At 41.0% G+C, this 19,079-nt stretch carries 14 protein-coding genes; 10 read left to right on the forward strand and 4 right to left on the reverse strand.

What is annotated here, in order from left to right; all coding sequences use genetic code 11:
* From rng to L0Z67_RS02305, 6 genes are all read left to right on the forward strand, one after another.
* A complete protein-coding gene (gene rng, locus L0Z67_RS02280; RefSeq protein ID WP_062567321.1) occupies positions 1-1,473 on the forward strand; it encodes a ribonuclease G in 1,473 nt (490 codons plus the stop codon).
* On the forward strand, positions 1,473-5,333 hold the full coding sequence (locus tag L0Z67_RS02285) for a YhdP family protein (RefSeq protein WP_405128407.1): 3,861 nt from the start codon (positions 1,473-1,475) through the stop codon (positions 5,331-5,333). Before rng ends, L0Z67_RS02285 begins: the two co-directional genes overlap by 1 nt.
* A gap of 1 nt (position 5,334) precedes the next feature.
* Positions 5,335-6,153: a carbon-nitrogen hydrolase family protein gene (locus tag L0Z67_RS02290; protein ID WP_228074392.1), complete on the forward strand. Its 819-nt coding sequence runs from the start codon at positions 5,335-5,337 to the stop codon at positions 6,151-6,153.
* Positions 6,150-7,589: a metalloprotease TldD gene (tldD, locus tag L0Z67_RS02295; protein WP_062567324.1), complete on the forward strand. Its 1,440-nt coding sequence runs from the start codon at positions 6,150-6,152 to the stop codon at positions 7,587-7,589. Before L0Z67_RS02290 ends, tldD begins: the two co-directional genes overlap by 4 nt.
* Before the next feature lie 219 nt (positions 7,590-7,808).
* Complete coding sequence (locus L0Z67_RS02300; protein WP_228074393.1) at positions 7,809-8,303, forward strand: DUF2799 domain-containing protein; 495 nt, start codon at positions 7,809-7,811, stop codon at positions 8,301-8,303.
* Positions 8,304-8,321: 18 nt separating this feature from the next.
* Positions 8,322-8,576, forward strand: a complete 255-nt coding sequence (locus L0Z67_RS02305) for a hypothetical protein (protein ID WP_228074395.1) — start codon at positions 8,322-8,324, stop codon at positions 8,574-8,576.
* 53 nt (positions 8,577-8,629) lie between these two features.
* On the opposite strand, the gene L0Z67_RS02310 is transcribed toward L0Z67_RS02305, so the two are convergent.
* The 3 genes from L0Z67_RS02310 to L0Z67_RS02320 all read right to left on the reverse strand — a co-directional run bounded on the left by L0Z67_RS02310 (position 8,630) and on the right by L0Z67_RS02320 (position 12,409).
* Positions 8,630-9,364, reverse strand: a complete 735-nt coding sequence (locus tag L0Z67_RS02310) for a MauE/DoxX family redox-associated membrane protein (protein ID WP_405128408.1) — start codon at positions 9,362-9,364, stop codon at positions 8,630-8,632.
* Between the two features lie 125 nt (positions 9,365-9,489).
* A complete protein-coding gene (locus tag L0Z67_RS02315; RefSeq protein WP_405128409.1) occupies positions 9,490-11,271 on the reverse strand; it encodes a hypothetical protein in 1,782 nt (593 codons plus the stop codon).
* Between the two features lie 91 nt (positions 11,272-11,362).
* Positions 11,363-12,409, reverse strand: a complete 1,047-nt coding sequence (locus L0Z67_RS02320; RefSeq protein WP_157066148.1) for an AraC family transcriptional regulator — start codon at positions 12,407-12,409, stop codon at positions 11,363-11,365.
* 244 nt (positions 12,410-12,653) lie between these two features.
* Between L0Z67_RS02320 and L0Z67_RS02325 the strand changes: the two genes are divergently transcribed.
* The gene (locus L0Z67_RS02325) at positions 12,654-13,244 is read left to right on the forward strand and encodes a hypothetical protein (RefSeq protein ID WP_157066149.1); all 591 of its coding nucleotides are present in this window, start codon (positions 12,654-12,656) and stop codon (positions 13,242-13,244) included.
* A 107-nt stretch (positions 13,245-13,351) separates the two neighbouring features.
* Here L0Z67_RS02325 and gorA read toward each other — a convergent pair whose 3' ends face one another.
* Positions 13,352-14,713, reverse strand: coding sequence for a glutathione-disulfide reductase (gene gorA, locus L0Z67_RS02330; RefSeq protein WP_193988254.1), 1,362 nt, complete (start codon positions 14,711-14,713; stop codon positions 13,352-13,354).
* 136 nt (positions 14,714-14,849) lie between these two features.
* On the opposite strand from gorA, the gene prlC reads away from it, so the two are divergent.
* The 3 genes from prlC to L0Z67_RS02345 all read left to right on the forward strand — a co-directional run bounded on the left by prlC (position 14,850) and on the right by L0Z67_RS02345 (position 18,989).
* Entirely contained in the window at positions 14,850-16,901 is a 2,052-nt protein-coding gene (gene prlC, locus L0Z67_RS02335; protein WP_062567331.1) for an oligopeptidase A, read from the forward strand.
* Between the two features lie 110 nt (positions 16,902-17,011).
* On the forward strand, positions 17,012-18,190 hold the full coding sequence (locus L0Z67_RS02340) for a two-component system response regulator (RefSeq protein ID WP_062567332.1): 1,179 nt from the start codon (positions 17,012-17,014) through the stop codon (positions 18,188-18,190).
* 43 nt (positions 18,191-18,233) lie between these two features.
* Complete coding sequence (locus L0Z67_RS02345) at positions 18,234-18,989, forward strand: class I SAM-dependent methyltransferase (protein ID WP_062567333.1); 756 nt, start codon at positions 18,234-18,236, stop codon at positions 18,987-18,989.
* Positions 18,990-19,079: the final 90 nt, after the last annotated feature.

A 19,079-nucleotide genomic window follows, 5' to 3' on the forward strand; every position in this document is an offset into this window, starting at 1 on the left:
ATGAGCACCGAATTACTGATCAACGTTACACCGAGTGAAAGCAGGGTTGCGCTGATTGAAAATGGCGTACTGCAAGAAATTCAACTAGAGCGAATTGGCAACCTAGGGATTGTTGGTAATATTTACCTCGGCAAAATTAGCCGTGTATTACCAGGCATGCAAGCCGCATTTGTAGATATTGGCTTAGACAAAGCGGCTTTTTTGCACGCGTCTGACATTGTTAACAGCGCCTCTATTGTTGAAGGTGTTGATGAGCAACCCATCAAGAAAGTACAAGATATTCGCGAGCTTGTTCGCCAAGGACAGCACATCATGGTGCAGGTGGTCAAAGATCCTCTTGGTACTAAAGGGGCGCGTTTAACGACTGATATTACAATTCCATCTCGTTACTTAGTGTTTATGCCTGATGCGACACACGTCGGTGTGAGCCAGCGTATTGAAACCGAAGAAGAACGTTTACGCTTGAAAAAAATTGTTGCTGAATACGGCGATGAAGATGGTAGTTTTATTGTCCGTACTGCTGCCGAAGGGGCAAGTGAAGCTGAGCTTCGTCACGATGCTGAGTTTCTAAAAAAGCTGTGGCAAAAAATTGTTACTAAGCGCAAAAAAGTAAGCAAAGAAAGTATTTTGCATGAAGACCTTACACTGGCGTTTCGAACTCTTCGTGATTATGTTGGCGAAGATATGGAGCGAATTCGTGTTGACTCTAAATTAACGTATCAAGAACTAAAAGAATTTACTGAAGAGTTTGTACCAATTCTATCCGGCGCGCTTGAATATTACCCAGGTGAGCGACCAATCTTCGACTTATTTGATGTTGAAACCGAAATTCAAAAAGCCTTGCATCGTAAAGTAGAGCTTAAATCGGGCGGTTATTTAATTATTGACCAAACTGAAGCGATGACCACCGTTGACGTAAATACCGGCGCGTTTGTTGGCCATCGTAATTTAGAAGAAACTATTTTTAACACTAATATTGAAGCAACATCGGCGATTGCCCGTCAGTTACGGTTACGTAACTTAGGCGGCATTATTATTATCGACTTTATCGATATGGTCAGCGACGAGCACAAACGCCGAGTGCTTCATTCACTTGAGTCAGCATTGGCAAAAGATCGCGCTAAAGCCAACATAAATGGCTTATCTGCACTAGGCTTAGTGGAGATGACTCGAAAGCGTACCCGTGAGAGTTTAGAGCATATTTTATGTGATGTTTGCCCTGCGTGTTCTGGACGAGGCTCACAAAAAACGGTTGAAACAGTCTGCTACGAGATTCTGCGTGAAATTGTGCGGGTTAATCGCGCTTATGCTGCTGATAAATTTATGGTGTATGCTGCACCATCGGTCTCTGAGGCACTTATTAATGATGAGTACCATAACCTTGCTGAACTTGAACTATTTATTGGCAAGCAAGTCAGTATTCAAACAGAGAGTTTATATAATCAAGAACAGTTTGATGTGGTAATGATGTAATGAACACAAAGACGGTCTGCTTTTATTGTATACGCAAGGTATGGCAAGTATTTGCTATCACCCTTGTGTTGCTGGCCGTTATTGTCTCTGTTTTAAAGTATACACTTCCCTATGCCAATGATTATAAAAGCAATATTGAAACGTTTTTATACGAGCAATTTGATGTCAACCTGTCAATAGGTTCTATCTCTGCGAGCTGGCAAGGAAAGGGGCCATCATTAGTTCTCGAAAATATCTCATTTGAAGACAACCAAACATCGCCTATCGCTTTAAATATTGATAAGGCGAGTCTTGAAGTTAATCTTTGGGAATCACTTAAAACCCGTCAATTAAAGTCGAACTACTTTGTCATTAATGGTTTCCATGCCGATGTCGACTTACCAACAATGCTGGAATTAAGCAGTGAACAACAAAGTAATAGCTTTGAGCAAAAAGAACTTATCGAAAGCTTGTTTTTAGGGAAAACAGGTCATTTTGCTGTGCAAGATAGTAGCCTTAATTTTATGTTAGGTGATGGCAAAGCACGTAAACTCATTCTTGAAAACATTGTTTGGCAAAATACCCCTGAGCAGCATCAAGGCGCTGGTTCATTAGCTTTACCTGGCATCTCGGTGGGGAGCTTTGATGCGCGAATGGCATTAAATGGTTCAACACTTGAAACCATGGCGGGTGATATCTATGTAGAGGCTGCTAATGTAGATGTGTCTAAATGGCTTGCACAATTTATCAATACTGATAAACAGCAATTGCACTCAGATATGAATTTACAAACGTGGGTTAGCCTTGAAAAAGGCTTGATCAGCGATGTGAAAGTGCAGTGGCAACCTAGCTTTGTAAATTGGCAACAAAACCAAGAGTCGCATCAAATCAACCTAAGTAAAGGCGGGTTCCACTTGTTTCCTTGGCAGCAAGGGTGGCGTCTAAAAAGTACCGGTCTGACCTTTGAAAGTGATTTAAAGCAATGGCCGACACTGCAATTTGAAGCCCAACTTGGTAAGCAAAATAAAATTTGGCTTAAGCAATTTGATTTTGCTTTATTAGCCAAACTTGCCCAATTAAGTAATTTTGAAGTACTTACTCCATTTTTGGACCGCCAACCAAATGGACAATTAAGCGATGCGTATGTCGAGTTTGGACAAAGTGAACAATGGCAACTTTGGTTTAAAGGTGACCAACTAAATTGGTTGTCACTAAACGGTATCCCTGGTGGTCAAGCAATTAGAGTCGATGGCTTCATTAATCAGTCTGCTGGTCGCATACAACTTTATGGAGAAAACAACCGCTTATTGACCAACGGTAGCTTTAGCCAAGATATTGCCTATAACCAACTCAATATTGAGCTCGATTTACACCATTACACCGACGGCTGGCGTATCAGTAGTGATAATTTATGGCTTGATAACGACGAGGTGACGCTTGCAGCTGAAATGATGTTAAGCCTAACAGATGACCCTCGCTTAGATTTATATGCAGAAGCGTATGCACCTGATGCCACAGTAGCAGGGCATTATTTTCCTTTGCCTGTAATGAGTGAGAACTTAGTTAACTATTTAAATGGTGCCATTCAAGGTGGTGAAGTAAATAAAGCGCAAGTGCTCTATTCAGGACCTTTTGAAGGCTTTCCATTTAGGGAGCAACAGGGTCAGTTTGAAGTATTGGCAAACGTCAATAGCGCAAACTATCAATTCTCACCAAGTTGGCCTGCGGTTGAAGACGCTAACGTAACGCTACATTTTGAAAATGAGCGCATGGATATCTACAGTAAGTCGGGCAAGCTTGTTAATTTAGACTTAGGCGATAGCGTACATGTCAGCATTGCTGATTTAATGAATGCCGAAATGCTTAAGGTTGCTATTAATAAACGCGCTCATGGCGAAAAGTTAACGCCTTTTTTTGCTGCAACGCCACTGGCAAAACCTTTAGCAAGTGTTTTTGAAGTTGTGCAAGCTCAAGGGGAGGCGGCCGCAGAAATTGAGTTGTTGGTTAACTTACGCTCAGGGCATGTTGATGCAATAGGTGAAGTTGAGCTTGCAAATATCCCTGTATACCTTGCGCAGCCAGGTATAACCCTTAACCATATGACCGGCATTGTTAAATTTAATAATGACAAAATCGATTTCAATAATGCTAAAGCTGATTGGATGGGCATGCCGCTGACCGCTAATTTCAGCAGTGAGAACGTCGCAGATAATTATCGCGCCGAAATAGCGATAAAGCTTGCTCTTGAAGCAGAGCCATTAATCGAACAAGCACATGGTCTCTTAGCGGGTTATTTAACGGGGCAAAGTGATGTAGACATTAATGTATTACTTAACTTTCTACCAAATGACTTTAACTACCGTGCGGACGTAAGTGGTAACTTAGTGGGTCTTAGTAGTCAATTACCTGCTCCCTATAATAAAAGTAAAGAGCAAACATGGCCACTTACGGCTGTTGTGCAAGGCGACAGAATTTCAAACTTGATCACTGCGAACGTTAATGAGCAGGTTTTCTTTAATGCTATTTTAGATAATGGCGAACAAAAATTTAATAACGTACATTTAATTTTGGGTGAGCAAGACCTTGGCCTTAATCGTGACGGTTTTGCTGTATCAATTGATTTACCACAGACAGAACTGACACCTTGGTTTGGTTTAATTGACCAAATTATTGCGCTCGCTAAAGTAAAATCAGACTCACCAAGTGTGATGCCTACGTTTAATAACGTAACCGGTAAATTTAATAAGCTTGCACTGCACAATATCGAGTTCAATGATTTTGAGTTTCGTTTAGCACCAAAGCAATCAGACTTAGAATTAAAACTAAATGCCAAAGAATTACGCGCCGATGCACTCATTCCAACCGGTGAAACGCGCAGGCCAATTCAAATTTTTACTGACTACTTACGTATTAATTTTAATGAAGCTGCACCAGAGCAAACCAAAGATGTTGGTGAACCAGAAGACTTAAGCTGGTTAACGCGTATTCCTGCCATCGAGTTTAACTGTGAAGATTGTAAAGTCGCAGATTATCAACTTGATAAAGTCAAAAGTAGTTTAGTCGGTGAGCAAGACACACTGTTATTTACTGAAGTGCTCATTGATAAAGGCGATCATGTACTCAGAGGGAAAGGGCAATTTGCCGATGGCCAAACACGATTTACTGGTAATTTACAAAGTGACGATATTGGTGAGTTATTTGATGAGTTTGATATAACAACCACCGTTAAGGACTCAGACGCCGATATTCAATTTGATTTAGCCTGGCAAGGTGCCCCGTATAACGTTGATGTACCAACACTGATGGGAGAGCTAGATTGGCGCTTAGGTGAAGGCCATCTTGCTGAGATAAGTGATGGCGGTGCGCGAGTATTTTCACTGTTAAGTTTAGACTCCTTAGTGCGTAAGCTAAAACTGGATTTCAGAGATGTATTTTCGAAGGGTTTTTTCTATAACAGTATGCAAGGGACTATGCAGCTTGATAAAGGCATTGCTTACACGCAAGATACCAAACTTGACGGTGTACCTGCTGACTTGACTATTAAAGGCCATACTAACCTAAATACCCTTGAAATTGACTATGATTTGGCAGTCGCACCACAGGTTACTTCAAGTATTCCTGTTATAGTTGCATGGATGGTTAATCCTGTAAGTGGCTTAGCGGCACTTGCCATCGATAAGGTTATTCACTCTGCCCGGGTGATCTCAGAAATTAATTTTAAAGTCAGTGGCAGTATGAGCGATCCTGAGGTGACCGAAGTCGATCGTAAAAGTCGAGAAGTTACTTTACCACAAGCTGCACAGAGCCAGCCGCAATCTTCCTCACGGTTAAAATTAAAAGACGCGGCATCATCTGTGAGTTTACAAACCAATGAAGGCTAATATGTCGGGTCAGGTTTTAGCATTACAAATGTGTTCTGGTATCAATGCAGAACAAAATATGGCGTCTTTGAGGCTGTCATTACAGCAGTTACCTAAAACGCGTCCTTTACTGGTTTGCCTACCCGAAGCTTTTTTGATCTTTAGTAAAAGTAGCCAAGCGAGTTATCAATTAGGGCTTAAAATTGATGACTACAAAGCACAACTTGCACAACTGTGTAAGCAACATGATATTTGGCTAGCTGCTGGTACCGTGCCTGTTTCGCAAGATAATGGAAAATACTTAGCTGCCTCATTTTTATTTAATAGCCAAGGTGATGTAGTCGCGCAGTACAATAAAATTCACCTATTTGATGTCGATGTTGCGGACTCCACCCGATGTTATCGTGAGTCAGATGCGACACAAGCGGGTAGCGATATTGTCGTGGTTGACTCACCCTTTGGTAAAATTGGTTTAGCAGTATGTTATGATCTGCGCTTTAGTGGTTTGTTTAGTGCTATGCAGCGACAGGGTGCTGAGCTAATTTTAGTTCCTAGTGCTTTTACTGTTGTTACCGGTGCTGCTCATTGGCATCACTTATTAGCTGCCAGAGCAATTGAAACACAGTCTTATGTAGTTGCAGCTGCGCAGTGGGGAGATCATGAAAATGGTCGGCAAACATATGGCCACAGCATTATAATTTCGCCATGGGGAGATACGCTCAGTGAGCTTCCAAGTGGCACAGGGTTTATCAGTCATGAACTTGATTTAAACCAATTGAATAAGATACGCCAAGACATGCCTGTGCAGTCTCAGCAACGATTTAGAGAGCATTTATTATGAACACGGTTGAACAGCATTTATTACAAGACAGCCAGCTAACACGAGAAGAACTCGAAAAAACGCTCGCCTTTATTCACCAACATCAAGTGGACTACGCCGACTTGTATTTTCAATCAAGTCATCATGAATCCTGGGTACTTGAAGATGGCCTTGTGAAAGAGGGATCATATAATGTTGAACGTGGGGTTGGTGTTCGTGCTGTCAGTGGTGAAAAAACAGGGTTTTCATACTCAGATGCAATCAACTTAGAAGCGTTAAATAAAGCGGCGACTGCTGCGCGTAGTATTGCAGATGCAGGTGAAAATAAAACAGTTCAAGTGTTTAGTGATGTTGCTGCAAAACAACAATATGCACCGCATCAACCTATTCAAAGCATGAGTGATAGCGATAAAGTAAATTTACTACGTGAGCTTGAAAACTATATTCGTGAATTAGCACCTGATGCAGAGCAAGTGATTAGCTCAATGTCGGCGGTGTATGAAGAAGTACTTATTGCAGCCAGCGATGGCACATTTGCAACCGATATTCGCCCGCTTATTCGTTTAAACTGCTCAGTATTACTTGAAAAGAACGGCCGCCGTGAACGCGGTGGTGCTGGTGGCGGCGCGCGTTTAGATTATGGCTATTTTAAAGAATTAGTTGACGGTAAGCCTCGTTGGATGGGATACGCTGAAGAAGCGGTTCGCCAAGCAAAAGTAAACTTAGAAGCAATTGATGCCCCTGCAGGCAGTATGGAAGTCGTACTAGGTGCAGGCTGGCCAGGTGTGTTACTACACGAAGCGGTAGGTCATGGCCTTGAGGGGGACTTTAACCGTAAAGGCGCATCAGCGTTTAGCGGCAAAGTAGGTGAAAAGGTAGCATCTGAGCTGTGTACAGTCGTGGATGATGGCACCATTGCTGACCGCCGTGGTTCATTGAACGTAGATGACGAAGGAACCCCTGCAGCCTATAACGTACTTATTGAAAACGGTATTTTAAAAGGCTACATGCAAGATAAGCTTAATGCGCGTTTGATGGGCGTAAACCCTACTGGTAATGCGCGCCGCGAATCTTATGCTCACTTACCTATGCCACGTATGACCAACACGTATATGTTAGGTGGCGAACATAGCCAAGCAGATATTATCAGCTCTGTGAAAAAAGGCATTTTTGCGCCGAACTTTGGTGGGGGCCAAGTCGATATTACCTCGGGTAAATTTGTGTTCAGCGCATCGGAAGCCTATTTAATTGAAAATGGTAAAATCACTCAACCGATTAAGGGAGCTACATTAATTGGTAACGGCCCTGAAGTGATGCAGCAAATTTCAATGGTGGGTAATGACCTAGCGCTTGATAAAGGCGTAGGAGTGTGTGGTAAAGACGGCCAAAGTGTACCGGTAGGCGTTGGTCAGCCAAGCCTTAAAATTGACAACTTAACTGTTGGTGGTACGGCATAAAAACTTAACTTAACGTGTGTTTACGCTAGTACGTAAACACACTGCAATCCCTTATTCTTGAGTTTCTATCAATAATCTTCCCTTTTTATAATTTGTGACCTAAAATAGGTACCTTGCTTATTTTATATCGGTTAGGTCACAGTGTTTCATCGGTTCATTTATTTATGTGTATTCTTGTTGTTGCTATCTGGGTGCAGCAGTTTGTCGCACGAAGAGTGTATGCAAGCTAGTTGGCAAGAATTGGGCTATGACCATGGTGTTCAGGGGTATAGCTATGATCAGGGTAAAGACATTGTCTTTGCATGTAGAGAGTTTGGTATCACGCCTCAGTTAGAAGAGTATAAGAAAAGCTATCAACAAGGACTTGCTGTGTTTTGTGTACCAGAACATGGCTTTACCCTCGGTATTCAAGGACAAGCTTACAATGGCGTATGCAATGATGAGCACTTTAGAAGAGCATGGGAAGAGGGGAATGATCGCTATCAAATTGAAGCAAGAAAAGCAGAAATAGATCAAAGAATAGACACCATAAATTGGCAGCTTCAATCTATTTCGAATGAATTGAGCAATAAAAATAACTCAAGCGAAAAACGTAAAGAGTTGAGATATCGACGGACACAGCTAGAAAGAGAGCGTAAAGATTTAAGAAGAGAAAGGTCACTTTTACCTTTACTCGACAAGCTTCCCTCATTTCATTTTAGATATGAACTGTAATTAATTTAAGAGGATACTATGAAAAAAATATCAGTTTTAATGGCTTTTTTAATGCTTGCCGGTTGTGCCTCAGAATCAAATTTGCAAGACCATGAACAACGCGCTTTACTCGACCATCACTGTTTGGGCGGCGAAGTTGAAGCAAATTATAACTATACATTTTTTAGCACAGATGCTGATGAAATGAATAAAAGCACGGTGGACACAGTGTGTCACCCAGTGAAAACTCAATCTGAACTTGAAAAAGATATAAGAACAGGTGGTTATAACTGATCTATCAATAAAGCCTGCTGCTGCAGGCTTTATCTAGCCTATAAGTAAATCGTTTAAACAGTACTAAGCATCCAGATACCCGCCGCAATCATAAATAAGTTTTCGCTCAGAGAAATAAAACCGAGCGGCACATTACTATCTCCACCTACACAGGCACACTTAAGTTCTCGTTTATCAATGTATACAGCTTTAAACACAGATATAGCTCCTATGCTACCAATAAGCAGCGAAAATGGTGCAACAGCTAAGGCGGGTAATTCGGCCACCATACCAATGGCAACATACGCCTCAATAAACGGGTAAATATAGGCATAGGGCACAACACGCATGGCGAGTAAATCATAAGTAATAAATGAATTTGAAAAACTGTATAAGTCTTGCAGTTTTTGAATTGCGAGCACAGCCATTGTCAGTGCAACAAATAGCATTATGTTCTGCATCGACAGTAAAGCAGTGCCATTTGCATAACTAAAACCACAACTCAGTAGCATGGTCACTGCGAAAATGGCTAACACGGGCGTGTAAGTTGTGCCTTGTTGCCCTGCTTCTGGCAGGTTAAAAAAGTCGCGCAAATCATCGTAACCACCAATGCGTTTATTATCGATAAAGGTTTGCGGGGTGGTTTTTACATCATGCTGCTGTTTAAATTTATCGGTTTGCTCACGGTTTGTTAAATGACGGTCATCAACATCGTAACCATGACGTTCTAGTAAATCTTTTGATTTTAAACCGAATGGGCAAATATGCTCATCGGTCACCATGCGATATAAAATTGCAGACTTAGACACAGTGCCTCCTTGTAAAAAATGCCTTGTTTCTTCGTAATAATTGCTTAATTACACAGTAAACAAGGGCAAATTGTTGCTATAACTGGTTACTTTATTAACAGTTACAAGGTTTGTGCCAGCACTGTTTATTGCTTAGTTATGGTTAAAACGGCATTCATCACAGGGTCAACACCCGCAAAGTAATCTTTTGCCGATAATGAAATAGGCAGATCGGGTGCTAACCAAATTCGATGATCTTCCGCACGGCTTTGCTGGTGGAACTGACTCGAAATAAGCCCTGTTTGTTTACTGTAAGGTAAGTTAAACCAGCCCGCTTCACCTACCACATTCGGACGGGTGCCTGATGGTTCACCTACAAAAATTGTTGGCACTATATTGGCAATCTTAACTGCTACATCATGGCCTGCCGAAAACGTATTACGGCCAATTAATATAAATAACTTACCTTGTGGTTTTAATACTTTAAAAAATGCGGCTGTTGCCACCAAAGGAGGGGTAAGCGAGCCATTACCACCACTATTATGGCGAAGGTCCAGCACCATATGTTCAATGTCATCGTGTTTTATTTGTGTTTGTAGTTGCGTGGCAAATTCAGCAAGTGTGAGATCTTTGCTATTACGTACATCATTGAATTGTACATACAGTAATTTATTCGTTTTGATTTGCTCGCTCCAAAACGGCGTGTTGTTTTGCGCTAAGTAACGAAGCGTAGGGTGTTCAGCAAGTTTTGGTAATTTAGGAAAGCCTGCAAATTGCATCGATTTTAGCGCTGGCGTAACAGTGGTGACAGCCCCTTTCGGTGAGCTGAGCGTGAGTGTTACCTTATTGCCCTTGCTAATACCAAGCCCATTGAGCGCATCAAGCAAACTTAAATAATATGGGCCTAACCAAAGGGTTTGCATTTCATTATCGCGAGCATTAACACGTTTGGTTAACTCAAGGGCTTGCTCGGCTGGTGTATCGGCTAGTGCTTCAACTTTATAGCCAATATATTGCTGATAATCGCTACTGGCTTTGGTGATGTATAAGCCATCACTAAATTGATAAAACTGAAATGGCAATTGCTGAAAGTTGCCTTTTTCACCCCATGCAGGGATCAATAAATTATGACCATTGCCAAGTAGTGCTATTAGCTCCATAAACTGAAAAACAATTTGCTGATCAGTCAGGTTAGGAATCGCTTTATCAATGCCCGCTACTTTTTCTGCAAACTGTAGTTGGCTCATATTTTGGTACATGGCCACGTGTAAACGTTTAATCTCCGCGACTAAAAACGCTAAATCGGCGCGCCATTTTTGATCGCGATTGAGTTCAGTACCGAGGTTATTACCCGCTAGAGATTTAAAGCTGGCTGATTGCGCAAAACGCTCAAAGTGAGGATTAGTGCCTGATTTAAATAAGCTGGTGCCTGCAAGTGTTGGTCGGTCATCCCACCTTGCAGAAAGTGCTTTTTTAAGCCAATATTCGGCTTGTTGTTGGTTATTAAGCTCAGCATACGCCTCTGCAATTTTCACCATTAAATCGTTAGGGTTACTAGCCCCATTAGCAATGCCTTTTAAGCTAGTCCCAATTGCAAGTGCGCGTTGCAAAGCATTGCTGGCATTTAGATAGTCGGCCAATTGAAAGTAACTGAGGCCAAGTAAATACCAAGTATCACCATCATGTTGATATTCATTAATGAGCTTTTTTGTGAGTTTATTCACCAGAGCCCAGTTTTGTTGTTTAGCAAATTCTATTGCCGCTGTTTTCGATTGAAAGTAAGCGATTGGGTCGCTTGCACCAACGCGACTTGGTTGCACTTTTAAGGCTTGATTCGTCACTTCTAAAGAATGATTAGTTGCTAAAGAAAAACTCGAATAGTTCATTAAAAGGATAAATGTTAGTAGTAAAAAATAGGACTTGTACATCTGGAGTCTCAAAGCTGTTTTTTTGTTTAAATTAGCGTTTTGGCTGTAAAAAAGCGTCCTAAAACAGGATTTAGGACGTTTTTTGTCTGTTTTATGAGCAGGTTTTTAGTGTTTGCTTCTTAAATTGACTCGGCGTTAATCCCGTTTCTTTTTTAAACACCGCATTAAAAGTCGATTTAGAATTAAAGCCAGCTTGAAATGCCAGTTCTATCAGGCTGAGTTTTTGAGATGAGTCTTGCTCTATTTCGCGTTTAACATCATTCACTCTATGCTGGTTGATGTACTCACAAAAGTTGTTCCCCGTTGTGCTGTTAATAGCCCAAGATATTTCTTTACTACCGAGCCCAGTTTTATTTGCTAAGTCGTTTAATGACAACCTAGGTTGTCGATAAAGCGATTCATTAATAATCAAGTTATCAATGGTTGAGAAAATTTGCTGCGCAAGTTGCTCGTCAGACGAATCAGTTTGTTCAGCTTCGGGTTCTTCAGGCAATGTGACTGGCTCGAATTGAAAGCTACTTTTGATGGTGTGAAACAACAAAAAGCTAAACATTAGCAGTAACAGTATTTCGTTTAATAAATACCAGTGCATCTTTAAATCGAGCGGCGTGATTGGTTGCACATTCATACGCAGCAAATCGAATACGACAATAATGGCAAAAATAAATAATGCTTTGATCAGCCACTTTAATTTAAGGCTCTCAGCATCTGAGCGAGCATGCATAAGTTGTTTGTGATAGCGCTTTAAAATGCCATAAGCAAAGTAGAAATAACCAAGTTGACTAAGTGAACCAAGTAAAATGATCGCTTGTGTGTAGTGGGTAAAGGCCAAGGAAATAGCCGCAGGAATTAAGTGAACCGCGTAGTGTGATGTTTTAAAGGGTTGCTTACCTGTAATCGACAAGGTAAAAAAGTAAATCATAGGCCCATACAGTAATGTAAATGCTGGGGTGATTAAGTAATCAGAAAACTCTAACCCTTCTAACAGATTAAAGGCGCATACACAGCCTTGAAATGCAAACAACAGCACCAAGGAACGACTTTGTTTTTGGCTATTAATTAATAATGCACCAAATAACATTTGAAACAGAAAGATACTCTGTACAAGGTGTACAGGGAATAAAGTGATTGATTGCAAAGTAGTTTACGTTTTTATTATTTTGACTGAGTTTAACAACTCACCCTCACTTTGTAATCATAGGCATAAAAAACTTGTGGCAGCATCATAAGTTTTTTGTTTCAATAATAAATACAAGTTGCTTTTTGTTTAACCATTTTCTTATTACTTGATGTGATTGCTAGTTACAAGAATCTGACAAGTGGTAGATGAAGCCTTTTTTATCTAGTTGGATAAATAACTTTTTAACAAGGAGTTAGATAGTTTGAAGAATATATTTTTGTGTGTACTTTTAGTGAGCACATTTGTCGTTTCTGGATGCAGTAGTATGTCGCTGGCATCAATGTATAAAATGATGAGTTTCGACCCTTTAGAAGTTGAGCCAAGCGAGGTAGTTGTTGCTGTTCAAGTTCCTGTAGGAATTGTTATTAATAATAACGATGTAGTAATTAAATTTAACGTAAAAGCTGATGATCCTAACTATAGTTTTGAGCATGAATACTTTGTCAATGTGAATGAAAAATATGAATTACCTGATGAGTTAAAACAAAAAAACAAGGTGAATAGTAACATTTTTATTTTACAGTTGAATAAAAATGACGCACTAGAAATGCGGCATGATCAGGATGTAGTAAAAGATTATAAAAAGAATAGTATCACGGGTACTATTAATATGAGTGTGAACGTCAACTCAGCATGTAAAAACAGCGACTTTTCATCTGAAAATAGTGAGTTAAATGTCTATTTGAAACTTAATAATAGGGATGATTTTTTTGCATTTATGGAAGATGTAAACGTGTTCGAGTTGGAAAGGAATGAGAGCGGTTATTATAAACCTATTTCATTTTGTTCGTAGGTGTATTTGGCTCAATTCTATAAGCTCCACTTCTATGAAAAATCGTGAGTTTTATTAAAACCTTGTGACAGCACCACAAGGTTTTAATATTGACTCGCAACGCGAGTTTATCTCATAGTAACAAACTCTTCAGACCCAGTTGGGTGAATCGCTACAACAGCATCAAAGTCTGCTTTGGTTGCGCCCATCTTCATGGCAACAGCAAAGCCTTGAATCATTTCATCTACGGTAAAACCAATGCCGTGTAAGCCAACAACTTTTTCGTTATCACCTGCACATACTAGCATCATGTTGCATGCTTGGCGGTGTTGTGTAACCGCGGTATACATAGCAGCAAAGCTTGATTTATAAACTTTAACGTTTTCTTCGCCATATTGCGAAATCGCTTCTTGCTCCGTTAAACCAATTGTACCGATTGGTGGGTGACTAAATACCACGGTAGGCACTAGCTCGTAGTCCATCTTTAAATCATCAGGTAATTCTTTATTGAATAAACGCTCAGATAAAATACGGCCTGCTTTAACGGCTACAGGTGTAAGTTCGATACCGTTTTCGATGATATCACCCACTGCATAGACGTTCTTAGCAGTGGTGTTTTGGAATTCGTCTACTTTTACATAACCACCTTCATTGACTTCAACTCCCGCAGCTGCAAGATTGATCTTATCAGTTGTTGGTGTACGGCCAATGGCCCAAATTACTTCATCAACGTTTTGGCTGTGGCTATTTTCAAAATGAATCGTTAAGCTACCATCGCTTTCTTTAACGACTTCTTTTGGCGTGCAATCTGTATGAAGAGTTGGGCCTTCTTTTGCCATAATATCGACTAGGGTATCAACGATGTATGGGTCAAAAGTACGCAGTGGTTTGTTTTTACGAACAAACAGGTGGGTTTCTGTGCCAAGGCTGTGGAGTACGCCTGCGATTTCAACGGCAATATAACCCGCACCAATAACAGCTACACGTTTTGGCTGTTCGTTTAATTCAAAGAAGCCATTTGAGTCAATACCAAGCTCAGCGCCTGGGATATTGGGAATAGTAGGGCGGCCACCTACGGCAACAAGAATATGGTCAGCAGTGTATAGTTCACCATTAACTTCAACCGTTTTGCTATCAACAAATTTAGCAAAGCCATTGATTACAGTTACGCCATTGCTTGATAAATACTTATTGTAACCTTGGTGAATACGGCCTATGTACGCTTCGCGACTCTCTACTAATTTAGCCCAGCTAAAGCTTTTTAACTCAACATCAAAGCCATAATCAGGTGCGTAAGCATTAATAGCTTCAGCCACTTGTGCACCATGCCACATCACTTTTTTAGGAACGCAGCCCACGTTTACACACGTGCCGCCCATGTGTTTTGCTTCAATAAGTGCCACTTTTGCGCCACGCATTGCTGCTCTGTTAGCAGAAGCGATACCGCCGCTACCGCCACCAATTGCAATGTAATCAAAATGCTGAGCCATAGTTTGTCCTCAAAAATAGATAACTTTTCTTTAATTAATCGATAATAGCATAATAAAGACCAAGGTTAAGCCCCTTGTATTTCATCAATTTGCCCCAACCTCAGAATCATCTTCGCATTAAAAATTGAGAACGAAAATGACAATTGCAGAAAATAATCCACTTATTGGTTTAGAAGGGCTTCCGCCGTTTTCTAAGATTGAACCAGCGCATGTGGTGCCAGCATTAAAAGCGGCAATTAAAGAGTGTCGTTTAACTATCGATAAGGTCTTGGCAGCTAAGTCATATACGTGGAATGATTTGGTGCTTCCACTTGAAGAAGCTGACGATAAGCTATCACGACTATTTTCACCGGTATCTCATATGAACTCAGTCGTGAACAGCGATGAGCTACGAGAAGCTTATGAGCAATGTTTGCCGTTGTTATCGGAGTACTCAACGTTTGTGGGTCAGCATCAAGGTTTATACGATGCTTATAACGCTCTACACAACAGCGATGAATTTAAAGCACTTACCACCGCACAGCAAAAAACGATTACTAATGCGTTACGTGACTTTGAGTTATCAGGTATTGCGCTAAAACCAGAGCAACAAAAGCGTTATGGTGAAATTAGTGCGCGTTTATCAGAGCTTTCATCTAAGTTTGGTAACAATGTAATGGATGCCACACTTGCTTGGCAAAAGCATATTACTGATGAAAGCGAGCTTGCTGGTTTGCCTGAATCTGCATTAGCTCTGGGTGCTGATACGGCAAAAAGTAAAGATCTAGATGGTTGGGTATTCACGTTAGATTTTCCATCTTATTTACCTATCATGACTTACGCAGATAACCGCGAATTACGTGAAGAAACATATACCGCGTTTGTTACTCGTGCGTCGGATCAAGGTCCGAATGCGGGTGAGTTTGATAACTCTGCCATTATGAGCGAAGAACTTGCGCTTCGTCATGAGCTTGCGCAATTACTTGGTTTTAACAGTTATGCAGATATGTCATTGGCAACAAAAATGGCAGAATCACCTGCTCAGGTATTTTCATTCTTAGAAGATTTAGCAGCTAAGTCTAAGCCACAAGCCGAGCAAGAGCTGGCTGAGCTAACGGCTTATGCAAAAGATAAACACGGTGTGACGGAGCTTGCCGCGTGGGATTACGCTTATTACGCAGAAAAGCTTAAGCAAGAGAAATACGCGATTTCTGATGAAGTACTGCGCCCTTATTTCCCTGCAAATAAAGTATTAAATGGCTTATTTACCACAGTAAATCGCTTATTTGGTATTAACGTTAAAGAAGTGAGTGACTTTGATACTTACCATCCTGACGTACGTTTCTTTGAGATTTACGACAGTAGCAACACGCTACGAGGCCGTTTCTATTTAGATTTATATGCACGAGACCGCAAGCGTGGTGGCGCATGGATGGACGATTGCATGGGTCGTAAAGTACGTGCTAACGGCGAGCTACAAACACCCGTTGCTTACTTGGTGTGTAACTTTAATAAAGCGGTGGGTGATAAACCTGCACTGTTTACTCATAACGAAGTAACCACCTTATTCCATGAGTTTGGTCATGGTATCCATCATATGTTAACTCAAGTTGATGCAGCGCCAGTGGCGGGTATTAACGGTGTTGCATGGGATGCGGTTGAATTACCAAGCCAGTTCTTAGAAAACTGGTGTTATGAAGAAGAAGCGCTTAACTTCATCTCGGGTCACTATGAAACAGATGAACCACTACCAAAAGAACTGCTTGATAAATTGCTTGCGGCGAAGAACTTCCAATCAGGTATGCATATGCTGCGTCAGCTAGAGTTTTCGTTGTTTGATTTTACGATTCATCATGACTACAAAGCAGGTGAGCCTTGTAATATTCAAGCTACATTTGATGATGTGCGTAGTAAAACAGCGGTTGTTAAGGTTCCAGAATTTTACCGTTTTCAGCATGGCTTTAGCCATATTTTTGCTGGTGGCTATAGTGCAGGCTATTACTCGTATAAATGGGCAGAGGTTCTTTCGGCTGACGCATTTTCTAAATTTGAGGAAGAAGGGATCTTTAATCAAGAGACAGGGCAGGCCTTCCTTAACAATATTTTAGAAAAAGGAGGCAGCGAGGAACCTATGGAACTATTCAAGAAGTTCCGAGGCCGTGAGCCACAAGTTGATGCACTGCTTAGGCACAGCGGAATTGCAGCCTAAATAGTAAGTATTATTGGAAAGCGCCGAAAGGCGCTTTTTTTATTAATAAACCTTAGCAAAATCAACCCTGCGTACTATGCTTTTTAAAAAGCTATTTACAGGATAAAAGCATGTCGAAACTGGTGTTAGCCATAGATGATGACAAATACGTACATCATGTAATTGAAGAGTCACTTTCTGGCTTTTGCACATTGATCCATGCTAAAAATGGCGATGAAGGGTTAAGACAAGCAATTAAATATAATCCAGACATTATTTTACTAGATGTTGAAATGCCCGGAAAAACAGGGTTTGAAGTATGCAGTGAATTAAAAGCTAACTCTCAAACTAAAGATATACCCGTGATGTTTCTATCTGGGAAAAAGGAACTTCCTGACCGTGTTAAGGGTTACAATTCAGGGGCTTCTGACTATATTGTTAAACCCTTTAATGCTGAAGAGTTAATGGCACGTATCCGTGTTTTGTATGAATACCGACAGCATTCTAAAAAGCTAAAAAGCGATGTGGAGCGCGCGCAAATAACCGCTGAAATCGCCATGACAGACTCGGGTGATATGGGGCGTATTATGCGCTATGTGGGTCAAAGTTATCATGCACATGATATCCAATCGCTGTCAGAATACATGTTTGAGTTTTTTAACCCAATGGAGCTCGATGTAGTGCTCGCTTTTTGGTATCAAGATATCGGGATTTTTTGTGGTGCAGAGGGGGCTGTTTGCCCACTAGAGCGTGAGTTACTCGAAAAACATCGCGATGCTAACCGGTTTGTCGATTTTGGCCATCGTACCATTATTAACTACCCGAAAGTGTCCATGTTAATTAAAAACATGCCACTTGATGATGCTCAGTTGTATGGCCGATATAAAGACTTGTTTCCGCATATTCTTGAAGTGACCAATGCGAAGGTTCAAGATATGGAAGTCAATGAGCGAGCACTCACACAGGCTAAACAAATCGGTAATGCATTTAGCGAGCTGTCGGAGCAAATGTATCAACACAGTTACTCGCGAGAACGGGCTGTCGAAAAGTTTGCTGTGCAACTGAGTGAACTGAATAAGTCAGTTGAACAAAGTAAGTTACTAAATAGCGATGAAATCATTTTTCATTTACAGCACTTACAACAAACCCAGTTACTTTTTGCCTCGCTGAATGATGATCTTGAAGCGATTAAGTTTCAGTTGCTCCACATTATTGAATCGCGTAGTGAGCTATTGGGTCATTTACAAAAAATGGCAGAGCCTAGCCACACAGAAGATGTGACATCACAAACGGATATCGAGCTATTTTAAGCCATGATATACTCATGGCCATTAGTATAGCTCGGAGTTTTACGTGGTAATTCATTGTCCCTTTAAAGAAATGCGTCCTTATTTAGATGCTATAGAGCAGCGCTTTGGTTTAACTGAATGGGCGAACAGTAATGACGGCTTTTCATTGCATTATGATGAGCAAGGTCTGAGCTTAAAAAAGAAAGATGAGCCTAAACTAGGGGCTATCCACGTCGACTTTGTCACAGGAGCGGCGGCGCACCGCCGTAAATTCGGTGGTGGTAAAGGCCAAGCAATTGCCAAAGCTGTAGGGTTAAATAAAGGAGCCACACCCGTTGTCCTTGATGCCACAGCAGGACTTGGGCGTGATGGTTTTGTGCTGGCGTCACTCGGTTGTAAAGTTATTTTGCATGAGCGTCATCCTGTGGTAGCTGCACTATTATTTGATGGCCTTGAACGCGCCTACGGTGATGCTGAAATTGGCGCATGGATGAAAGAAAATATGAGCTTAGTATTCGGTTCGAGCCATACTCTACTTGCTCAGTGTAACGATATACCAGATGTCGTGTACTTGGATCCGATGTTTCCTCATCGTGAAAAATCAGCTTTAGTTAAAAAAGAAATGCGAGTATTCCAAGCGCTTGTTGGCGCTGATAGCGATGCAGATGATCTTTTAGATTTTGCCTATCCGCTGGCGAGTAAGCGAGTCGTGGTAAAGCGGCCTGACTACGCGCCATTTTTAAATGCTGAAACACCCAGCATGCAGATCAAAACTAAAAAGAACCGCTTTGATGTATATGTGAAAGCTGCAATGACCTAACCTACCCTTTTGTACTATTTTTGATTAATAGTTTCTGGATATTAGGTTGGGTTACATCAAATTGTCATAAAAGGTTAATATTCTACACGC

The organism is Pseudoalteromonas sp. PB2-1 (assembly GCF_045040605.1).
Taxonomy (GTDB): domain Bacteria; phylum Pseudomonadota; class Gammaproteobacteria; order Enterobacterales; family Alteromonadaceae; genus Pseudoalteromonas; species Pseudoalteromonas arabiensis.

Bases quoted from the DNA above. Each gene is read 5' to 3' on its own strand.
- rng (WP_062567321.1), top strand. From the start codon at position 1: ATGAGCACCGAATTACTGATCAACGTTACACCGAGTGAAAGCAGGGTT.
- L0Z67_RS02285 (WP_405128407.1), top strand. From the start codon at position 1,473: ATGAACACAAAGACGGTCTGCTTTTATTGTATACGCAAGGTATGGCAA.
- L0Z67_RS02290 (WP_228074392.1), top strand. From the start codon at position 5,335: ATGTCGGGTCAGGTTTTAGCATTACAAATGTGTTCTGGTATCAATGCA.
- tldD (WP_062567324.1), top strand. From the start codon at position 6,150: ATGAACACGGTTGAACAGCATTTATTACAAGACAGCCAGCTAACACGA.
- L0Z67_RS02300 (WP_228074393.1), top strand. From the start codon at position 7,809: ATGCAAGCTAGTTGGCAAGAATTGGGCTATGACCATGGTGTTCAGGGG.
- L0Z67_RS02305 (WP_228074395.1), top strand. From the start codon at position 8,322: ATGAAAAAAATATCAGTTTTAATGGCTTTTTTAATGCTTGCCGGTTGT.
- L0Z67_RS02315 (WP_405128409.1), bottom strand. From the start codon at position 11,271: ATGTACAAGTCCTATTTTTTACTACTAACATTTATCCTTTTAATGAAC.
- gorA (WP_193988254.1), bottom strand. From the start codon at position 14,713: ATGGCTCAGCATTTTGATTACATTGCAATTGGTGGCGGTAGCGGCGGT.
- prlC (WP_062567331.1), top strand. From the start codon at position 14,850: ATGACAATTGCAGAAAATAATCCACTTATTGGTTTAGAAGGGCTTCCG.
- L0Z67_RS02340 (WP_062567332.1), top strand. From the start codon at position 17,012: ATGTCGAAACTGGTGTTAGCCATAGATGATGACAAATACGTACATCAT.